Source organism: Methylocystis sp. (assembly GCF_050251305.1).
GTDB lineage: Bacteria > Pseudomonadota > Alphaproteobacteria > Rhizobiales > Beijerinckiaceae > Methylocystis.
In genome coordinates this window covers 1-17,780 of sequence record NZ_JBFWNB010000064.1, presented here as the reverse complement: position 1 = coordinate 17,780, position 17,780 = coordinate 1, and the positions used below count along the sequence as shown (strand labels likewise).

The window sequence follows — 17,780 nt, the reverse complement described above, 5'->3', positions numbered from 1 at the left end:
ATCCATGCCCTTGGTGCAGGCGAGCGTGTTCAGCCCATCGATGTTCATCGAGCAGGAGCCGCAGATGCCCTCGCGGCAGGAGCGGCGGAAGGCCAGCGTCGGATCGATCTTGTTCTTGATCCAGATCAGCGCGTCGAGGACCATCGGACCGCAGTCGTCGACGTCGATGAAATAGGTGTCGACGCGGGGATTGGCCCCGTCTTCGGGATTCCACCGATAGATGCGCAGTTCGCGCAGGCGCTCGGCCCCTTCGGGCCGCGGCCATGTCTTGCCTTCGCCGACGACGGAGTTCTTGGGTAGGGCGAATTCGACCATATCAGTACACCCGCGCCTTCGGCTCGATATAGGCGACCTCGTTCGTCATCGTGTAGCTGTGCACCGGGCGATAATCGATCGAGGCCGTCTTTTTCTCGCGATCGATCGTCGCGAGCGTATGCTTCATCCAGTTCTTGTCGTCGCGCTCGGGAAAATCCTCGCGCGCATGCGCGCCGCGCGACTCGGTGCGATTGGCGGCGCTCTCCATCGTCGTGACCGCCTGCACGATGAGATTGTCGTATTCGAGCGTCTCGATCAGATCGGAATTCCAGATCAACGAACGATCGGCGATCTTCACGTCGGCGCCGTCGCGCCAGACGGCGTTGATCAGTTCGACGCCCTCGGCGAGAACCTCGCCGGTGCGATAGACGGCGCAATGCGACTGCATCGTCCGCTGCATCCTGTCGCGCAGAACTGCCGTCGGCGTGTAGCCGTCGGCGTTGCGGAAAAAATCCAGTCGCGACAGCGCGAAATCGGCCGAATCGGCGGGCAGGTCCGGCTGCGCGTCGTTCGGCTTGACGAGTTCGGCGGCGCGCAGCGCCGCGGCGCGTCCGAAGACCACGAGATCGATGAGCGAATTGGAGCCCAGCCGATTGGCGCCATGCACCGAGACGCAGGCCCCTTCGCCCAACGCCATCAGACCCGGCGTCACCTCGTCGGGATTGCCGTCGCGCTTGCGCAGCGCCTCGCCGTGATAATTCGTCGGTATGCCGCCCATATTGTAATGCACGGTCGGAATGATCGGGATAGGCTGGCGCGTCACGTCGACGCCGGCGAAGATCTTGGCGCTTTCCGATATGCCCGGCAAACGCTCATGCAGAATCTGCGGATCGAGATGCTCGAGATGCAGATAGGCGTGATCCTGATTCTTGCCGACGCCGCGGCCCTCGCGAACTTCGACGGTGATCGCGCGCGAGACCATGTCGCGCGGCGCGAGATCCTTCACGGAGGGCGCATAGCGCTCCATGAAGCGCTCGCCTTCGCTGTTCGTCAGATAGCCGCCCTCGCCGCGCGCGCCTTCGGTGATCAGGCAGCCCGCGCCGTAGATGCCGGTCGGGTGAAACTGCACGAACTCCATGTCCTGCAGCGGCAGTCCGGCGCGCAACGCCATGGCGCCGCCGTCGCCGGTGCAAGTATGCGCCGAGGTGGCGGAGAGATAGGCGCGGCCATAGCCGCCGGTCGCGAGCACGGTGAGCGCGGCGCGAAAACGATGGATCGTGCCGTCGTCGATCTTCAGGCATACGACGCCGCGACAGGCGCCGTGCTGATCCATGATCAGATCGATGGCGAAAAATTCGACGAAGAACTTGGTGTCGAGCTTCAGCGCCTGTCCATACATCGTATGGAGCATCGCATGGCCGGTGCGATCGGCGGCGGCGCAGGTGCGCTGCGCCGGCGGGCCATTGCCGAAGTCGGTCGTCATGCCGCCGAACGGACGCTGGTAGATTGTCCCTTCATTGGTGCGCGAGAAGGGAACGCCCCAATGCTCCAGCTCGTAAACGGCGGGCGGGGCGTTGCGGCACATGTATTCGATCGCGTCCTGGTCTCCGAGCCAGTCCGATCCTTTGACGGTGTCGTACATGTGCCATTTCCAATTGTCCGGCCCCATGTTGCCGAGCGCCGCGGCGATGCCGCCCTGCGCCGCCACAGTGTGCGACCGCGTTGGAAAGACCTTGGTGACGCAGGCGACGTTCAGTCCCGCCTCGGCGCAGCCGACGACGGCGCGAAGGCCCGACCCGCCTGCGCCGACCACGACCACGTCAAAGGTGTGATCGACGATCGGATACGCCCGGCCGCCGACCGACACATTTGATGCAGGACTTTTTGCAACCATCAATCAAGCCTTTTCGGATGTCATTTCCGGCGCGCGCAGCCGCGCCGCGCCGTTACAGGACGCGATCATCGAGATCAAGGAAGCGCTGCGCCGCGCGGTGGTCTGAATCGCCGTCGATCGCATGACGATTACTTCGGCGCAGCGATGAGCAGAATGGCGAGTATCCAAATCGCCGTTATCGCGCGCGACGCCCAAGTGTTCGCGACGATGGCCTGCGCCTTCAACGCTTCGTCATGCACGTAATCTTCGATGATTTCGTCCATGCCCTGTCGCGCGTGGGTCATGCCGATGATCCCGAACGCGAGCAGCACAAGCGCGGGAAACGGTCTGCCGATTTCGGCGTGGACGCCCTCGAGCGTTTTGCCGGCGAGGCCGAGAATCCACCAGGCGCTCAATGCGCCGAGCGGCGCCAGCGCATAGGAGGTCAGCCGCATGAAGCGCGCGTGAAAGGAGCCGCTGTGGTTGGAGACATAGCCGCCGCCGAGCGCGGTCCGGCCGCTCTTGAACTTCGTCGCAGCCGTCATGATCAGTTCGCCAGCGTCTTGAAGATGAAGATGAGCAGGGTCAGCAGAATCCCGCCGACAAGCGTTCCCTGCGCCAGCAGCTCCCGCCCCTTCGGGTCCATATACAGACCCCGGTCCCAGAGCGCGTGGCGCACGCCGCCGAGCAGATGGTGGAAGATCGCCCAAACGATCATCAGCATCAGCAGATTGCCAATGAAGCCCGAGCCAATCCAGGAAACGGCGGAGAAAGCGCCGCCGCCGATGGCGGCGCCCAGCAGAAACAGCGCCAGAAGCGCCATGCCGAAGTAAAGTCCCGCGCCGGTGATGCGATGCGCGATCGACATCATCATCGTCAGAATGGGCTTGAAGATCGTCAGATGCGGCGACAGCGGCCGCCGCGCGGCGAACCTGTCAGTGTCGGCGTCGGCCATGTGGAACCCCTCGCATGCAGCCGAATTGTTTCTCGGAAGGCTTCCAAGCAGATAATTCAATTGTTGCGGCGCCGCAACCGCAGGGCTCACGCCTGTGCCGCCGCAAACGCCAAAAGCCCCGTACGCCGGGGCTTTTGCCGCTCTCGTCGTTTGGCGGTCAGGCTCAGTAGGCCGCCACCGCCGGACCGGGAGGCGCGAGCATCCAGTTGAAACGGTAGTTCACGCCGGCGCGAACCGTATTCAGATGCGCGCGCTGCTGGGTGTCGACGATGAAGGGCGCAACGTAGATCGGATCGTAATTCGCGCCGATATTTGTGTAGAGATATTCGACCTTGGCCGACCAGTTCGGCAGGAAGGCGTATTCGAGGCCGCCGCCCACCGTCCAACCGGTGCCAGTGCTCGCCTGAGAGCCAAGCCAGCCGTAATTGAGGCGCAGATCGCCATAGGCGAAGCCGCCGGTGCCGTAGAGCAGCAGCTGGGAATTCAGCATCGACAGTCCGGCGCGGCCGCGCAGCGTGCCAAACCAGCCGACGCTGCGCGTCGCGCCCCATACTTGATTGCCGCCGCCGACGCTCGACCCCTGGAAGTCGGTTTCAACGCCGGCGACGAAGAGCGGCGTGAATTGATAATTGTAGCCGATCTGCGCGCCGCCGATCACGCCGGCCGTGCTGGGCGAGCTCGAAGCCGGAAAGAACCAGCTCCCATAGTCATAGCGGTCGAGCCAGCCGCCGCCGAGATTGAGGCCGACGTAAATCCCGGTCCAGGTGAAGATCGGCGGCGGCGGAATATAGGCCGGCGGCGGCTCTCTGCGCGACGGCAGGTCTGCGGCCGACGCAGACAGGGCGGCCAAGGACGCCGCGACGGCGAGGCCGAAAACTCGTTTTTTCATTAGAACCTCGATGTGCGTTCTTTCAACGCCAGCGCCCCCGCCGGTTCTTGAAATGAATGGCCAACCATGGCGTAATTGCGAAACGTTTATGCTTTGTTTTCAATGTTTAAGTGACATACTTAGCCGCCGGTTAACGCGCCCGATTTTCGCCGCGAAGTCCTTAACGCGGCCCCCCGGCGCGGCCGAGCCGACCGCCCGCCGCTCGTAGCGCCAGAAGCGCCGCCGACGCGCACAGCGCGCCCGCCCAGAAGGCGGAGGCCGAGCCATAGACGTCCCATAGAGCGCCGGCGCCGGCGCTCGCCACGAGCAGCGCGAATCCGCTGGCGAGGTTGAACACTCCGAAGGCGGAGGCGCGCAGCGCCAGCGGCGCGACGTCGGCGACGAGCGTGGCGAGCAGGCCCTGCGTCAGGCCCATATGCAGGCCCCAGAGCGCCACGCCCAGCCACACGAGCGGTTGATGTTCAGCGCTCGCAAGCGCGACGTCGGCGGCGATCAGCGCGACGAGGCCGGCGATCAACGGCGTCTGACGGTCGCCCCGATCCGAAAAGGCGCCGACGGGATAAGACGCGCCGGCGTAGACGACGTTCATCGCGACGAGAACGAGCGGGGCGAGCGCCGCCGGCAGGCCGACGTCGCGCGCCTTGAGGATCAGGAACGCCTCCGAAAAGCGCGCCAGGCTGAAGACGACGCCGATCGCCACGACGAGCCAGAACGGGCCGCCGAGCCGACGGATTTCGTCGATATGCAGCGGGAAGCGCGCGGGACGCGGCGGGCGGGATGATTGCGGCTCGCGCACGCCGACCGCCAGCACGACAACGGCCAGCGCCGCCGGAATCGTCGCGATCCAGAACACCAGCGGGATGCTGTTGGCGGAGAGCCACATCACGGCCACGGCGACGGCCGGACCGAGAAAGGCGCCGACCGTGTCGAGCGACTGGCGCAGCCCGAAGGCCGCGCCGCGCGCCGAGGCCGGCGCGAGATCGGTGACGAGCGCGTCGCGCGGCGCGCCGCGTATGCCCTTGCCGACGCGATCGATGAAGCGCGCGGCCATGATCCAGGCCACATTCGGCGCAAGCGGAAACATCGGCTTGGTCAGCGCCGCAAGCCCGTAGCCGACGACCGCCAGCAACTTGCGCCGGCCGAACCAGTCCGACAGCGCGCCGGAGAAAATCTTGACGATCGAAGCGGTCGCCTCCGCGATCCCTTCGATGACGCCCACTTCCGCCATCGAGGCGCCCATCGCGCCGACGAGATAGATCGGCAGCAGCGCATGGATCATCTCTGACGAGAAATCCATGAGCAGCGACACGACGCCGAGCGCCCAGACGCCGGACGGTATGGCGCCGAGCGTCGAACTGGCGAATTTGCGCATGGGCACAGGAAACTCGCGCGCTACCCTCCGCAGATGCGGAGGTCGGTCGCAGGACCGGGGTGGTGACGCCACCGCTAACGCAAAGCCGCGCGACGCGGCAACCCTTTCCGCCGGCTGCGCGCGAACGACGGCGGACGGCTACGCCTTCAGCGCCTGCGCCAGCCGCGCGATTCCGGTCTCGATCTCTTTTTCGGTCAGCGCGACGAAGCCCAGCATCAGCAGCCGGTCGCCGCCGGCGTTGTCGTCGAAACGCAGCGCCGAGCCCGTCGCGAGCGAACAGACGCCGACGCCGGCGGCGAGCCCCCTCCTCTCCACCTCGGCCGCGTCCGGAAAATCGTTCGGCAGCTTCCAGACGAGATGCATGCCGGCCTGATCGCCGTAGATCTCGCAGGCGCCGAAGTGAGTCTTGAGCGCGCCCAGCAGCGCGTCGCGCCGGTCGCGATACAGCTGACGGATGCGGCGCAAATGTCGCCCGAATTCGCCGCTCGACATGAAATCCGCCATCGCCGCCTGTTCGAGCCAGCTCTGGCCGTTGTTCATCAATGTTTTCATCCGCCGCCCGGCTTCGGCGAGACGGCGAGGCAGCACGACATAGCCGAGACGCAGTCCCGGCCCCATGCATTTCGAGAAGGTGCCGAGATAGATGACGCGCTCATTGCGATCGAGGCCCTTCAGCGCGGTCAGCGGCGAACCGATGAAACGGAAGTCGCTGTCGTAATCGTCCTCCATGATGTAGGCGTCGTATTGCGTCGCCCAGGCGAGAAGCTCGAGCCGCCGCTGCAGGCTCATCGTCACGCCAATCGGATATTGATGCGACGGCGTCACATAGGCGACCGCGCCCTTGGTTTTGGGCAATTGCGAAACGTCGAGGCCGTCCTGGTCCACGGGCACGGGATGAAGCGTCGCCCCAAGACTTTCGAGCACAAAGGCGGCGCCCTGATAACAAGGCGATTCGACGACGGCGGTCGACCCCGGCGTGACGAGCAGTCGGCCGACGAGATTGAAGCCGTCCTGGCAGCCGCCGACGATGACGATCTGATCCGGTTCGGCGACGACGCCGCGCGCCGGCGCGAGATGTTTGGCGATGGCGCGCCGCAGCTCCATCAGTCCGGCGGCGTCATTATAACTCGTGAGATTGGGGCCGACCGCCTTCAGGCGATTCCTGATGTGATGCGACCATGCTTTCAGCGGAAACGAGCGCGCGTCAGGCCGGCCGACCCAGAAGTCTGCGACGAGGCGGCGGCGTTCCGGATCGGCAAGGCGGTGGGTGCGCAAGGCGCCACAGACCGGCGGCGCGTCGTCCGCGGCGTCCTGCGCTTCCGTCTGCGGCGCGCGATGATCGGCGGAGAGAAAGGCCGTGTCCGGCAGATCCGGCGAGACGAAGGTGCCAACGTAAGGCTTGGTGCGGATGTAGCCCTCCGCGATCAGCCGCTCATACGCCAGAACCGCCGTGTTGCGCGAGACGCCAAGCTGACTGCTGAGTTCGCGCGTGGTCGGCATGGGATCGTCTCCCTTCAGCTGACCGGCGAGAATCATCGATCTGATCTGATCGAAGATCTGGTTCTGCAGAGTCGTCTTTTCCGAGTCCGCCAAAATGATCGAAAGCTGGACATGCCCGCTTTTCACGACGGGCGTGGGACGCCCCGTAGTCACGAAGGTCATCGCTGCAATCTCCCTGGGCGCAAGCTAATGCGCTTCCGACCGACGCGCATAGGTCCACAGGAAACGTAAGCATTGGCGCCAAGTTCGGGAGGGTTTATTGGAATGCGCGCCGTCCAGAGAGAAATGTCTGGCGCCATGAGGTTGCCGGTTCCTGGCGCTTTTATTTGACCGCGCCTTGGAAGAAGCTGAGACCGTCCGCTTAGCGGAGCCTCAGGGAGGAAAACCAAAATGCCGTTCTCGAAATCGCGCTTTGTCCCCGTGGCGTTTTGGGTGGGTTTTTTGGCTCTGGGTCTTGCGACCAACGTCAGCCATGAGCAAAAGATCCGCAACGTCGCGCGCGGCAAGCAGGAAACCAGCCTCGTCGGCGCCTCCGGCAAACGCATGATTGCGCCGCTGGCGGGCAATCACAATCAAACCATCGCGCGCGACTGAGCGCACGACATCGCTGCTCCTCGGCGCCGCGCAAGCGGCGTTTTTTTGCGCCCCGTCCTAAGGTCGCCGCCGAGGCGCAAGGTAATTCAGCGCCGTGATCGACAGAAAACCGCCGATCCACGCGCCCGCCGCAGCGAAGGCGACATAGGCCCAATTCGACGTGTAGCTGATCACCGCAAAGGCCGAGAGCAGATACCAGACGCTGCTCCAGCTCGCTGCGGCGACGCGTCGGCGCTCCGACACCGCGGCGTTGAAGAAGACATAGACGGCGTCGGTGACGGCGGTCGAAGCGGCGACGCCGATCCCGATCAGCGGGTCGATGGCGGACAGGTCCATGATCTCCTCCCGGTGTCGCCCGGTTCTCGCGGGCGGGAGCAGCTATGGACGCCGCACCGGAAGGAAGGCAAATGAAGGCCGGCGATGCTGGCCGGCGCCTGCGCGCCCGTCCTGCGCGCCCGGCCTGCGCGCGACGCATCGCGCCGGCCGAACGCTGGGCGGCGCAGGCCGAACGCTGGGCGGCGCAGGCCGAGACGGACGCCGAAGCTAAGGCTCGTCTCCGCCGTCCGGACTGTCGTCTCCCGGCAGTTTCTCTTCGACGGCGCGCCTCACCGTCTCGGCTAACGCCATACGCAGAAGCAACATCGCCATGCGCTCGGGAAGCGGCTCGCGGGTGACGGCCTCAAACGACAGCCTGAGCGCTACGCCGACCTGCCGTTGGATGACCAAGGTGGTTTGGATGACCAAGGTGGTTTGGTCGTCGTCGATTCGTCGCGTCGGCGGCATGTTATTGTCCTTCCGACAACTAAACGAACCGACGTGTACGTAGTTCCAACAGTATATTGAAATTTAAAGGTAAAGGCCGCGCCTAACCGGCAGACATGTCGTGATCGAGCTCGAAAGGGGCATGCGTTGATGTTGCTGGCGAACGTAACTTTAACAGAGATGTTGGGGGACGGCTGACTTCAGCGTCTGCGGAGCGAAGAACTTATTCAGTCGCAGCCCATCGGAAAGCTCAGAATCCGGAAGGATGCTTTCGTCTGTCACGATAAGATAGCGAACGCCTAATTGGTCCAGCTGCTCCGCGACCGCTCCCGAGATTGCGCAACGGAGCTTGCCGTTGAGCGCGAGGGCGTTCGGTCGCGTTCGCTCGACGAGTTCCAGCCCCTCACGCACATTTTTGGCGACGCCGACAACTGTCGCGCCGGCCTCAATAAGGTTGTCCTCGATTACGAGGCGGATCGTTGATTCGTCTTCAAGGATGACGATTCGCAGGCCTTCCAGCGCGGTCATTGAGCGCGTCTCTATTTTTGGCAGGTCTAGCTTAACTCGCGACCAAAATGATTGTTCCAAGGAAGCTTACAGATTCGCCGGCAAGCGGGAAGCCGTCTGGGCCAATAGGGACGCCGTTCCGGCGCGAGGCGTACGGCCCGCCTCATTTGAAGCTGCACATTTCGACCCGCCAGGCAGCGCGACCGCCACTCTGTCGCGCCCGTCGCTACGACCAGGGCGTGACGGTTTGAAAGGATGGAGGCGCGCTTGTGTCTGTCGCGACCAAGAAAATCGATCAGAATCTGCAGCTAAATGGTGGGCGCGACAGGGATTGAACCTGTGACCCCTACGATGTCAACGTAGTGCTCTCCCGCTGAGCTACGCGCCCTCAAGCCCAATGGGCCGGAGCGCCCGTCTATACTGGCGAACGCGGCGGCGCGCAAGCGGCCTGCGCGCTGCGACGCCGTGAAGTGACCGCCGTCGCAAGCCACGGAAAAGATTGACATTCGATTAAGACCGCGCGCCGGCTGTGCAAAAGATTTGTGACGTTGCGCGATTTCAAGTCTTGCGGCGCGCTCTCATTGTGGCAGACTTAACAATGCTCCCGCTTGTCCGGCGGAGAGGAGTGAAGGAGGTTTCGCATGTCCTTGCAGGGCCACATTGTCGAACTCCAGCGTCGCCACGAGGCGCTGAAAAAGGAGATCGAGCAGGAACAGCTGCATCCCCAAGCGGACGAATTGAAGATCGCGGAACTCAAACGCAAGAAGTTGCAGATCAAGGACGAACTCGCCAAGCTGTCGATCAGCGAAACGCGCCATTAGCGTTTCCCGTCCGTTGACTTTATGCTTTACGCCATGGGCGGAGAGAGATCTCCGCCTTATTTTTTTGGCGGTCGCGCCGCGGCGCGCGATTTGCGAGACCTCGTCCTTATGCCGGTCACCGAACTTTACCGCGCCGAGACGCTACACGAGGGTCTGGGCGAACCTTTCTTCGATCCCGTCGCGCCAGCGGCCTTCCCCGAGCACCAGCTGCGCTATCGCAATCAGCGCTGGGCGGCGCGGGTCGGCCTCGACGGCTTGAGCGACGCGGAGTGGATCGACCATTTCGGGCGCTTTTCGCCGCTGCCGGACGGTCTGGGCCAGCCCTTGGCGCTGCGCTATCACGGGCACCAGTTTCGCGTGTACAACGCCGACCTTGGCGACGGCCGCGGCTTCCTGTTTGCGCAGCTGCGCGACGCCAAAGACGGCCGGCTGCTCGATCTCGGCACCAAGGGCAGCGGTCAGACTCCCTGGTCGCGGCGCGGCGACGGACGGCTCACGCTCAAGGGCGGCGTGCGCGAGATTCTGGCCACCGAAATGCTGGAGGCGCTGGGGGTCGACACGTCCAAGACCTTCAGCCTGATCGAAACCGGCGAGGCGCTGACGCGCGGCGACGAGCCTTCGCCCACGCGCTCGAGCGTGCTGGTGCGCCTGTCGCATTCGCATATTCGCATCGGAACGTTTCAGCGCCTCGCCTTCCATAACGACGCCGCGGCGACCGACAGGCTGCTCGATCACGTCTGCCGCCACTATTTCCCCGCGATCGCCGATCTGCCGGCGCCGGACAGAGCGCTCGCCTTCCTCGAACAAGTCGTGGCGCGCGTCGCGGCGCTCGGCGCCGGCTATATGGCGTCGGGCTTCGTGCACGGCGTGTTGAATTCCGACAATATCAACGTCACGGGCGAGAGCTTCGACTACGGGCCGTGGCGCTTCGCGCCGGCGTATGATCCGACCTTCACGGCCGCCTATTTCGACGAAGCCGGTCTTTACGCCTTCGGCCGCCAGCCCGGCGCGCTGGGCTGGAATCTTTCGCGGCTGGCCGAATGTCTGCTCCACCTCACCGGGTTGAAACCCGCCGAGACGATCCTCGCGACCTTTCCGGGCCGCATACAGCAGGAGTTTCGGGCGGCGCTGCTCAATCGCCTCGGACTCCGCCCGGCGGGCGAAGAGGCCGACGTCGCGCTGGCCAAATCCTTCGTCGATTTCCTGACAACGACGAAGGCGCCCTTCGAACAGACCTTCTTCGACTGGCGCGGCGGACTGGCGTCCGAGGCGCGCGCCAAACGCAGCCCGTCCGCGAACCATTACGAAGACGAAGCCTTTGCGCCGGTGCGCGCCGCTCTCGCCGCGCATGCGCCGGCGTCGAACATGCGTCTGGATCATCCCTATTTCCAGCGCGCGACGCCTTGCACGATGCTGATCGACGAGGTCGAGGCGCTCTGGGCGCCGATCGCCGAGCGCGACGACTGGGCGCCGCTTTACGCCAAAATTGCCGACATCGAGAACATGCGGAGCGCCTATGAAGCCTGACAGAACAATTCGCTTGAACGCTCTTTGGCCGCGGCGCGATAATCGCGCTGCAACGCAATTGATTCCCGCGCGCGTGACGGCGTTCGGGGGCCGTCGATGAACGAAATTTCGAGCGAGATCGACAAGAGCGCGATACGCGCCGAGGTCGAAAGGCTTCGGCTGGAGCATCACGATCTGGAGACGGCGATCGACGCGCTGCTCGCCGTCGGCGGCGCCGATCAGCTGCAGATCCAGCGGCTGAAAAAACGCAAGCTGCTGCTGCGCGACCGCATCGCCTATATGGAAGATCAGCTCACGCCCGATATCATTGCCTAGATCGCGCCGGGAGCCTTTGCAATCGATCCCATTGTCTAAACCTCGGTTTGACCCTTGGGGATGTGGCGCATGAGCGTCAGCTATTCGGTTTCAATCGACGTGCCGCTGCTCGAAGACGGGCTGCGTTTTTATCGCGACGCTTTGGGATTTGCGGAGATCGCTGGACCCGTCGCGACATATGTCATTTTAAAATGCGGAGAGTCGCAAATCGGATTGAGCGAAAAATCCGCCGGAAGCAAACCCGCTCAGGGAACGGACGACGTTCGACGCTATGCGCGACACTGGACGCCCGTTCACATCGATTTTCACGTCGACGATTTTGAAGCCTTTCTGGCGAAGGCGGTGAACGCCGGCGCGAAATGCGAGCAAAAATTCGAAGGCGGCCCCCATCCGCCGATCGCCTTTTGCAGCGACCCGTTCGGCAACGGCTTCTGCATCGTCGGATGACGCGGCTGCGCATTCATTGAATCGAACGTTCGAGTCGCGCGTCGCGTCACGTCGATTTCGGCAGAAAGCCCAGCGCCCGCAGCAGCAGCGGCATGGTGAGTCCCTGGACGACGATCGAAAAGCCGACCACCGCGAAAGTGGTGGCGACGATCACGTCGCGCTGCGGCAGTTCGTCGGACAGAGACAGCGCCAGAGCGAGCGCCAGGGCTCCGCGCAGCCCGCCCCACCACAGCACATGCTGTTCGCGAAACGAGATCTTCCATCGCGACGCGAGAAACAACGAGCTCAGCGGATAGACGACGATGGCGCGCGCGCACAGAACCGTCGCGATCGCGATGCACAGCGGCGCAAACCCCACGCCGCCGAACGGAATCGTGGCGACGTCGGCGCCGATCAGCAGAAACACCACCGAATTGGCGAGAAACGCGGCGAAATCCCAGAAGGACAAAACGAATTCGCGCCCTCTCAGGCTGATGTAGCCGCCCTCCTGCTCGCTCAGAAGGCCCAGATTGCCCATGACCAGTCCCGCCGTGACCGTCGCCAGCACGCCCGAGACATGGAAATATTCGGCGATCAGAAAGGAGCCGAATGCGGCGATCGTGGTCAGCGCCGCTTCGATCAGATGTTCGGAGGTGCGCAGCGATGCGAGGATGGCCGCGCCCCCGGACAGCGCGCCGACGACGACCCCTCCCAGCACGATTTTCGACAGCGTCAACACGGTGGCCGCGGCGGTCTGATCCGCGCCGCCGCTGCGCGCGAAGGCCAGCGCCATGACGAAGAGAACCGCCGCCGCGCCATCGTTGAGCAGACTCTCGCTCTCGACCAGAAGCCGCATACGGCCCTTGATCCTGTTGTCCTTGAACATCGCGATGATCGCGACCGGGTCCGTCGCGGCGATCAGCGCCCCGAAAAGCATCGCCGAAAACAGGGGCCAATCGAGCAGCGTCGTCATCGACATGGTGACGACCGCCGCGGATACGACCGTTCCAATTCCCGCGAGCGCGAGCAAAGGCAGCGAATCGCGCACCAGTTCGCGCCAGGAAAGCGTCAGCGCCGCCTCGAAGAGCAGCGGCGGCAGGATCAGATCGAAGATCAGATCATGCGTGAGATGGGGCGCGAACTCGGCGTCCGACAGCGCGACGATGGCGCCGACGATGACCAGTCCGACGGTATAGGGCAGCCTGATCTGACGCGCGGCGATTGCGACTATCATCGCCACCGCCAGCACGGCGACCGCTTGCCTGAGGCTTTCGTCCATAATTCGCCCACGCTGATCGAGAGAAACTTGGGGGAGTTCTTAACGCGGGCGCCCACCGTTCGCGAAGCAAAATCGGCCCGCGATCGACCTCTATTCGCGCGCTTGCCTATCGGGAAGCCATCGTCTATGCCGCAAGGCTTCCCTTCGTAAAGGAAGCAGCAGTGGGGAAGTCCAAACCGCCCGTCGCCGTCATCATGGGGTCGCAATCGGACTGGGCGACGATGCGCCACGCGGTGGAAACTCTCGCGGCGCTCGAAATCGACTGCGACGCCCGCATCGTCTCCGCGCATCGCACCCCCGATCGACTGGCCGCTTTCGCCAAGGGAGCCGAATCAGAAGGCTTCCACGTCGTCATCGCCGGGGCCGGCGGTGCCGCCCATCTGCCAGGCATGACGGCCGCGATGACGCCGCTGCCCGTGCTCGGCGTGCCGATCGAATCGGACGCGTTCAAGGGACTCGATTCGCTTCTCTCGATCGTGCAGATGCCGGGCGGCGTGCCTGTGGGCACGCTCGCCATCGGCAAGCCCGGCGCAATCAACGCCGCGCTGCTCGCCGCCGCGATTCTCGCCAGGTCCGACAAGGGCCTCGCGGCGCGGCTCGCGGCGTATCGCGCGCGCCAGACGGACAGCGTGGCGCTGACGCCGCGCGACGGCGCATGATGCTCGCGCCCGGCGCGACGATCGGCATCCTGGGCGGCGGCCAGCTCGCGCGGATGCTGGCGCTGGCGGGCGCGCGGCTTGGACTGAAGACGCATGTCTTCTCCCCCGTTCCCGACGATCCGGCCTTCGACGTCTGCGCGGCGGGCACGCAGGCCGACTTCAACGACGAAGCCGCGCTCGCCGCTTTCGCCGAATCCGTCGACGTCGTCACTTACGAGTTCGAAAACGTGCCGGCCCGCACGGCGCAGGTGCTGGAGGCGCATCGGCCGGTGCGGCCCAGTCCGAAAGCGTTGGCGCTCACGCAAGACAGGCTCATCGAAAAGCAGTTCGTCCAAAGTTTAGGCATCGCCACCGCCGATTTCGTCCCGGTCGACAACGCCGGCGCGCTGGCCCGCGCCGTCGCGCGTCTCGGACGCAATTCGATCCTCAAGACGCGGCGCCTCGGCTATGACGGCAAGGGCCAGACCCAGTTGCGGGACGGCGGCGACCTCGCGGTCGCGTTTCGCACGCTTGGCGGCGCGCCATGCATCCTGGAAAGCGTGGTGCCGTTTGCGAAGGAAGTGTCGGTCGTCGCGGCGCGCGGCTCGAACGGCGAATTTCGCGCCTATGACGTTTGCGAAAACTTCCATGAGCATCACATTCTGGCGGTGACGTTGGCGCCTGCGGAGATCGCCGACGAAACCGCGACGAAGGCGATCGCGATCGCCCGGCGCATCGCGGAGGCCGCCGCTTACGTCGGCGTGATCGCGGTCGAAATGTTCGTCGTGCGCAATGGCGAGCGCGAAACGCTGATCGTCAATGAAATTGCGCCGCGCGTGCATAATTCCGGACATTGGACGCTCGACGGCGCGCTGACGTCGCAGTTCGAGCAGCATATGCGCGCCGTCGCCGGCTGGCCGCTCGGCTCCACGCGCCGTCATGGCCGCGTCGAGATGCGCAATCTGATCGGCGCGGACGTCGACGCCTGGCCGGAGCTGGCGCGCGAAGACGGCGCCTGCCTGCATCTTTATGGAAAGAAAGAGACGCGCGCCGGCCGCAAGATGGGCCATGTGACGCGCGTGCGCGACAATTAGGCGAGCCAGTCGCGCGCGCTCTCGAGGATGGTCACAACGCCCGCGTGTTTGATCTTCCTCTGCGCTGTGATCGCAAAGAATCGTTCGCGCACGCCCTCCAGAGTCGCGATGTATTTGACACCATACTGCTCCTCGACTTGGGCGCGAACGGCCGTCGGCGCCATGAAGATCCCCGCGCCCGCCGCGCCGAACGTCTTCAGCAGGGCGCTGTCCTCGACTTCCGCGACGATCTTGGGAAAGAGCCCTTTGGCGTCCAGCCATTGATCGAGCGAACGCCGCAGCGCGGTGTTCGTGGTCGGCACCAAAAGCGGCGCGTCGTCGAGGCATTGCGGAAAATTCTTACGATAGCGCGCCTGCAGTTCGGAGACGGCGAAGGCCGCGACGCCGCATTCGCCGATCGGATGATTATAAATCCGCGCATCCGCGCCGCCCGTCGCCGCCCAATCCGAAAGAACGAGATCGACGCCGTGCACCGGCAGTTCGGCGAGAAGACGCTCGGTCTTGTCCTCATGACAGACGACCTGGAATGGATTGCTCGCGGCGAGCGCCGGTTCGAGGAGACGGTAGACGACGAGTTTCGGCAGGGCGTTCGACACGCCGACGCTCAGCCTGACGCTGACCGCGCCGGCGCGGTTCTTCAGAGCGCTGCCGAGTTCGCGGCCAAGAGAGAAAATCTCGTCCGCATAATTGAACACGGTGCGTCCGGTTTCGGTCATCACCAGTTTGCGGCCTTCCTTGCGGAACAGCTGCGCGCCGATCGAGGATTCGAACACGGCGATCTGCCCGCTGACCGTCGGCTGCGCCAAGCCGAGCTTTTCGCTGGCGCGAGTGACGCTCCCCTCGCGGGCGACGTTCCAGAAGTAGAAAAGATGCTGATAGTTGAGACGTTCCATAGATCCATCGCTTTTATCGATATAATTAATTGATTCATCCTTATTTTCAATCTCAATCGCCTGCGCCATCTTGAATGCATCGCATTGCGGCGCGCCGCGATGCTTCGCGATCAGGAGGACTGGCGATGACGTTCAATTCCGCACTCATGGCGCTGGCCCTGGCTGGCGCCCTCGCAACGCCCAGCGTCGCGCTCGGGCGCGAATTCATGGACGGCGCCGCCGGACACTGCCTGCTGTGCGACTTTCTCCGCGAGTCGCGGAGGCGCGACGTCGATGCGGAATGCCGGCGCCCAGCGGCCGGCGACGTCGGCGGCGCCGAGCGGCCGAGCGAAACAGGCGACGTGAATTGAATTCGAACGTTTCGGAGACGCGCGGGATTTTTTCGCGCGTCGCAGGCGACGCGCCGCGATCCGTCGCGAGGCGTCGCGCAAGCATCAGAGGCTCGAAATGCAGCGGTTGATCGAAGGTCTCCACCAGTTCCAGTCGCAGGTGTTCGGCAGCCAGCGAGCATTATTCGAACGCCTCGCCAAAGGTCAGGCGCCGGAGACGCTGTTCATCACCTGCGCCGATTCGCGCATCGATCCGTGCCTGCTGACCCAGTCCGCGCCGGGCGATCTGTTCATTCTGCGCAACGCCGGCAATCTCGTGCCGGCCTACGGCGCCGTGCGCGGCGGCGAAGCGGCGACGATCGAATTCGCGATCGCCGGCCTCGGCGTCAAGGACGTCATCGTCTGCGGCCATTCGCACTGTGGCGCGATGAGAGGCCTGCTCGATCCGCCGCCGACAAACATGTTTCCCGCCCTGAATAAATGGCTGTCGCACGCCGAAACGACGAGACGCATCATGCAGGACAAATACGCCGATCGCGCCGGCGCCGACCGGCTCAACGTCGCCATTCAGGAGAATGTGCTCGCCCAGCTCGAAAACCTCCGCACGCATCCGGTCGTCGCCTCGGCGATCGCGCAGGACAAGCTGAGGCTGCATGGCTGGGTCTACAAGATCGAGACCGGCCAGGTCTTCGTTTACGACCCGGCGACGCGCCAGTTCGGATTGGCGCCGGCGCCCACGGATGTGATCGCGCGGGAGAAACGAGAGCGCGTCAGCGTCGACGTTTGACGTCGTGCTCTCGGCTGAACCAACCGAAACCATAGAGGACGCGGAATGTCGGTAGAGTTTGATCGGGCGCCGTCGCGCCTTGCGACGATTAAGGACGACGTCTTCGCCTCCGTCGTCGTTCTGCTCGTCGCCCTGCCCCTGTCGATGGGTCTCGCGCTCGTCGCCGGCTATTCGTTCGAGAATGCGGCCGCGGTCGGCCTGATCAGCGGCGTGATCGGCGGCATCGTCGTCGGTCTGCTTTCGGGCTGTCCCCTGCAAGTGAGCGGCGCGGCGAACGGCGCCGCCGTCATGGCCGCCGTATTCATCAAGGATCTCGGCTTCGAGGTCTTCGGACTCATCGTCATGCTGTCCGGGGTCATTCAGATCGCGGCCGGCGCCTTGCGTTTCGGGCCGGTCTTCCGGGCCGTCTCGCCCGCCCTGATCCAAGGCATGCTCGCCGGCATCGGCCTGCTGATCTTCGCGTCGCAATTCCACGTCATGGTCGACGACACGCCGCCCGGCACCGGCCAGGAATTCGGAGGCGTCATCAATCTCTGGTCGCTGCCGGTCGCCATCTGGAAAGGCGTCACGATGGAGGCGCACGAACCTGCGGCGCTCATCGGACTGCTGACCATCGCCGCGATTCTCTTGTGGCGCCGTTTTGCGCCGAGGTGGCTGTCATTTATTCCTGCGCCGCTTGTCGGCGTCGGACTGGCGACCGCGGTCGCGGCATTCTTCGCCTTCGACATCAAATATGTCCCGGCGCCGGACGACCTCCTGGCCGCGGTGAGTCTGCCGACGACGCATACGCTCGGACGGATCGGCGAGGGCGCCTTGTGGGCCGCCGCCCTGTCGCTCGCCTTCGTATCTGGCGCGGAGTCGCTGCTGACGGCGACAGCCGTCGACGCCATGCAGCGCCGCACGCCGCGAACGCGCTACAACAAGGAGCTTGTCGCGCAAGGCGTCGGCAATTTCCTTTGCGGAA

At 64.4% G+C, this 17,780-nt stretch carries 22 protein-coding genes and 1 tRNA gene; 10 read left to right on the top strand and 13 right to left on the bottom strand.

Annotation, left to right across the window (positions count from 1 at the left end):
* The 7 genes from AB7F41_RS15665 to AB7F41_RS15635 form a co-directional block, all read right to left on the bottom strand.
* Positions 1-315: 2Fe-2S iron-sulfur cluster-binding protein (locus tag AB7F41_RS15665; RefSeq protein WP_428406676.1), on the bottom strand; the 315-nt coding region annotated here is incomplete at its 3' end.
* Between the two features lies 1 nt (position 316).
* Positions 317-2,149 (bottom strand): succinate dehydrogenase flavoprotein subunit, encoded by a 1,833-nt coding sequence (gene sdhA, locus AB7F41_RS15660; protein WP_428380542.1) that lies wholly within the window; start codon positions 2,147-2,149, stop codon positions 317-319.
* A 128-nt stretch (positions 2,150-2,277) separates the two neighbouring features.
* Positions 2,278-2,673 (bottom strand): succinate dehydrogenase, hydrophobic membrane anchor protein, encoded by a 396-nt coding sequence (sdhD, locus tag AB7F41_RS15655; protein WP_428380544.1) that lies wholly within the window; start codon positions 2,671-2,673, stop codon positions 2,278-2,280.
* Between the two features lie 2 nt (positions 2,674-2,675).
* Positions 2,676-3,083 carry a succinate dehydrogenase, cytochrome b556 subunit gene (gene sdhC, locus AB7F41_RS15650; RefSeq protein ID WP_428380547.1) on the bottom strand — a complete coding sequence of 136 codons (408 nt, stop codon included), beginning with the start codon at positions 3,081-3,083 and terminating at the stop codon, positions 2,676-2,678.
* Positions 3,084-3,246: 163 nt separating this feature from the next.
* Complete coding sequence (locus AB7F41_RS15645) at positions 3,247-3,972, bottom strand: outer membrane protein (RefSeq protein ID WP_428380549.1); 726 nt, start codon at positions 3,970-3,972, stop codon at positions 3,247-3,249.
* 160 nt (positions 3,973-4,132) lie between these two features.
* Positions 4,133-5,344, bottom strand: coding sequence for an MFS transporter (locus tag AB7F41_RS15640; RefSeq protein WP_428406675.1), 1,212 nt, complete (start codon positions 5,342-5,344; stop codon positions 4,133-4,135).
* Between the two features lie 138 nt (positions 5,345-5,482).
* On the bottom strand, positions 5,483-7,006 hold the full coding sequence (locus AB7F41_RS15635; RefSeq protein ID WP_428384906.1) for a PLP-dependent aminotransferase family protein: 1,524 nt from the start codon (positions 7,004-7,006) through the stop codon (positions 5,483-5,485).
* A gap of 228 nt (positions 7,007-7,234) precedes the next feature.
* Between AB7F41_RS15635 and AB7F41_RS15630 the strand changes: the two genes are divergently transcribed.
* Entirely contained in the window at positions 7,235-7,438 is a 204-nt protein-coding gene (locus AB7F41_RS15630; RefSeq protein ID WP_428384908.1) for a hypothetical protein, read from the top strand.
* Positions 7,439-7,495: 57 nt separating this feature from the next.
* Here AB7F41_RS15630 and AB7F41_RS15625 read toward each other — a convergent pair whose 3' ends face one another.
* The 4 genes from AB7F41_RS15625 to AB7F41_RS15610 all read right to left on the bottom strand — a co-directional run bounded on the left by AB7F41_RS15625 (position 7,496) and on the right by AB7F41_RS15610 (position 9,095).
* Complete coding sequence (locus AB7F41_RS15625; protein WP_428384910.1) at positions 7,496-7,774, bottom strand: hypothetical protein; 279 nt, start codon at positions 7,772-7,774, stop codon at positions 7,496-7,498.
* Between the two features lie 207 nt (positions 7,775-7,981).
* Positions 7,982-8,221, bottom strand: coding sequence for a hypothetical protein (locus AB7F41_RS15620; protein ID WP_428384912.1), 240 nt, complete (start codon positions 8,219-8,221; stop codon positions 7,982-7,984).
* A 150-nt stretch (positions 8,222-8,371) separates the two neighbouring features.
* The gene (locus AB7F41_RS15615; protein WP_428384914.1) at positions 8,372-8,728 is read right to left on the bottom strand and encodes a hypothetical protein; all 357 of its coding nucleotides are present in this window, start codon (positions 8,726-8,728) and stop codon (positions 8,372-8,374) included.
* A 292-nt stretch (positions 8,729-9,020) separates the two neighbouring features.
* Positions 9,021-9,095 (bottom strand) — tRNA-Val (locus tag AB7F41_RS15610).
* A 253-nt stretch (positions 9,096-9,348) separates the two neighbouring features.
* Here AB7F41_RS15610 and AB7F41_RS15605 point away from each other — a divergent pair.
* From AB7F41_RS15605 to AB7F41_RS15590, 4 genes are all read left to right on the top strand, one after another.
* Complete coding sequence (locus AB7F41_RS15605; RefSeq protein ID WP_428384915.1) at positions 9,349-9,528, top strand: YdcH family protein; 180 nt, start codon at positions 9,349-9,351, stop codon at positions 9,526-9,528.
* Between the two features lie 108 nt (positions 9,529-9,636).
* On the top strand, positions 9,637-11,055 hold the full coding sequence (locus AB7F41_RS15600; protein ID WP_428384917.1) for a protein adenylyltransferase SelO: 1,419 nt from the start codon (positions 9,637-9,639) through the stop codon (positions 11,053-11,055).
* 96 nt (positions 11,056-11,151) lie between these two features.
* A complete protein-coding gene (locus AB7F41_RS15595; RefSeq protein WP_428384919.1) occupies positions 11,152-11,370 on the top strand; it encodes a YdcH family protein in 219 nt (72 codons plus the stop codon).
* Between the two features lie 69 nt (positions 11,371-11,439).
* The gene (locus AB7F41_RS15590) at positions 11,440-11,817 is read left to right on the top strand and encodes a VOC family protein (protein ID WP_428384921.1); all 378 of its coding nucleotides are present in this window, start codon (positions 11,440-11,442) and stop codon (positions 11,815-11,817) included.
* A 46-nt stretch (positions 11,818-11,863) separates the two neighbouring features.
* Here the strand turns inward: AB7F41_RS15590 and AB7F41_RS15585 are convergent, their stop codons facing one another.
* A complete protein-coding gene (locus AB7F41_RS15585) occupies positions 11,864-13,075 on the bottom strand; it encodes a cation:proton antiporter (protein ID WP_428384923.1) in 1,212 nt (403 codons plus the stop codon).
* Positions 13,076-13,269: 194 nt separating this feature from the next.
* Between AB7F41_RS15585 and purE the strand changes: the two genes are divergently transcribed.
* Positions 13,270-13,734, top strand: coding sequence for a 5-(carboxyamino)imidazole ribonucleotide mutase (purE, locus tag AB7F41_RS15580; RefSeq protein ID WP_428384959.1), 465 nt, complete (start codon positions 13,270-13,272; stop codon positions 13,732-13,734).
* The gene (locus AB7F41_RS15575) at positions 13,734-14,807 is read left to right on the top strand and encodes a 5-(carboxyamino)imidazole ribonucleotide synthase (protein ID WP_428384960.1); all 1,074 of its coding nucleotides are present in this window, start codon (positions 13,734-13,736) and stop codon (positions 14,805-14,807) included. The genes purE and AB7F41_RS15575 overlap by 1 nt, the downstream gene beginning before the upstream one ends.
* Here AB7F41_RS15575 and nhaR read toward each other — a convergent pair.
* Complete coding sequence (gene nhaR, locus AB7F41_RS15570; RefSeq protein WP_428384925.1) at positions 14,804-15,700, bottom strand: transcriptional activator NhaR; 897 nt, start codon at positions 15,698-15,700, stop codon at positions 14,804-14,806. The two genes, AB7F41_RS15575 and nhaR, sit on opposite strands and share 4 nt — an antisense overlap.
* Before the next feature lie 125 nt (positions 15,701-15,825).
* Between nhaR and AB7F41_RS15565 the strand changes: the two genes are divergently transcribed.
* The 3 genes from AB7F41_RS15565 to AB7F41_RS15555 all read left to right on the top strand — a co-directional run.
* On the top strand, positions 15,826-16,050 hold the full coding sequence (locus AB7F41_RS15565; RefSeq protein ID WP_428384927.1) for a hypothetical protein: 225 nt from the start codon (positions 15,826-15,828) through the stop codon (positions 16,048-16,050).
* Between the two features lie 97 nt (positions 16,051-16,147).
* Positions 16,148-16,816 carry a carbonic anhydrase gene (locus AB7F41_RS15560; protein WP_428384929.1) on the top strand — a complete coding sequence of 223 codons (669 nt, stop codon included), beginning with the start codon at positions 16,148-16,150 and terminating at the stop codon, positions 16,814-16,816.
* Positions 16,817-16,861: 45 nt separating this feature from the next.
* Positions 16,862-17,780: SulP family inorganic anion transporter (locus AB7F41_RS15555; protein ID WP_428406674.1), on the top strand; the 919-nt coding region annotated here is incomplete at its 3' end.

Excerpts from the sequence above, each read along its gene's own strand:
- AB7F41_RS15630 (WP_428384908.1), top strand. The coding sequence starts at position 7,235 with ATGCCGTTCTCGAAATCGCGCTTTGTCCCCGTGGCGTTTTGGGTGGGT.
- AB7F41_RS15585 (WP_428384923.1), bottom strand. The coding sequence starts at position 13,075 with ATGGACGAAAGCCTCAGGCAAGCGGTCGCCGTGCTGGCGGTGGCGATG.
- AB7F41_RS15605 (WP_428384915.1), top strand. The coding sequence starts at position 9,349 with ATGTCCTTGCAGGGCCACATTGTCGAACTCCAGCGTCGCCACGAGGCG.
- AB7F41_RS15575 (WP_428384960.1), top strand. The coding sequence starts at position 13,734 with ATGCTCGCGCCCGGCGCGACGATCGGCATCCTGGGCGGCGGCCAGCTC.
- AB7F41_RS15640 (WP_428406675.1), bottom strand. The coding sequence starts at position 5,344 with ATGCGCAAATTCGCCAGTTCGACGCTCGGCGCCATACCGTCCGGCGTC.
- AB7F41_RS15600 (WP_428384917.1), top strand. The coding sequence starts at position 9,637 with ATGCCGGTCACCGAACTTTACCGCGCCGAGACGCTACACGAGGGTCTG.
- sdhD (WP_428380544.1), bottom strand. The coding sequence starts at position 2,673 with ATGACGGCTGCGACGAAGTTCAAGAGCGGCCGGACCGCGCTCGGCGGC.
- nhaR (WP_428384925.1), bottom strand. The coding sequence starts at position 15,700 with ATGGAACGTCTCAACTATCAGCATCTTTTCTACTTCTGGAACGTCGCC.
- AB7F41_RS15625 (WP_428384910.1), bottom strand. The coding sequence starts at position 7,774 with ATGGACCTGTCCGCCATCGACCCGCTGATCGGGATCGGCGTCGCCGCT.
- AB7F41_RS15635 (WP_428384906.1), bottom strand. The coding sequence starts at position 7,006 with ATGACCTTCGTGACTACGGGGCGTCCCACGCCCGTCGTGAAAAGCGGG.
- AB7F41_RS15590 (WP_428384921.1), top strand. The coding sequence starts at position 11,440 with ATGAGCGTCAGCTATTCGGTTTCAATCGACGTGCCGCTGCTCGAAGAC.
- AB7F41_RS15565 (WP_428384927.1), top strand. The coding sequence starts at position 15,826 with ATGACGTTCAATTCCGCACTCATGGCGCTGGCCCTGGCTGGCGCCCTC.
- sdhC (WP_428380547.1), bottom strand. The coding sequence starts at position 3,083 with ATGGCCGACGCCGACACTGACAGGTTCGCCGCGCGGCGGCCGCTGTCG.
- AB7F41_RS15620 (WP_428384912.1), bottom strand. The coding sequence starts at position 8,221 with ATGCCGCCGACGCGACGAATCGACGACGACCAAACCACCTTGGTCATC.
- sdhA (WP_428380542.1), bottom strand. The coding sequence starts at position 2,149 with ATGGTTGCAAAAAGTCCTGCATCAAATGTGTCGGTCGGCGGCCGGGCG.
- AB7F41_RS15560 (WP_428384929.1), top strand. The coding sequence starts at position 16,148 with ATGCAGCGGTTGATCGAAGGTCTCCACCAGTTCCAGTCGCAGGTGTTC.
- AB7F41_RS15645 (WP_428380549.1), bottom strand. The coding sequence starts at position 3,972 with ATGAAAAAACGAGTTTTCGGCCTCGCCGTCGCGGCGTCCTTGGCCGCC.
- AB7F41_RS15615 (WP_428384914.1), bottom strand. The coding sequence starts at position 8,728 with ATGACCGCGCTGGAAGGCCTGCGAATCGTCATCCTTGAAGACGAATCA.
- AB7F41_RS15595 (WP_428384919.1), top strand. The coding sequence starts at position 11,152 with ATGAACGAAATTTCGAGCGAGATCGACAAGAGCGCGATACGCGCCGAG.
- purE (WP_428384959.1), top strand. The coding sequence starts at position 13,270 with ATGGGGTCGCAATCGGACTGGGCGACGATGCGCCACGCGGTGGAAACT.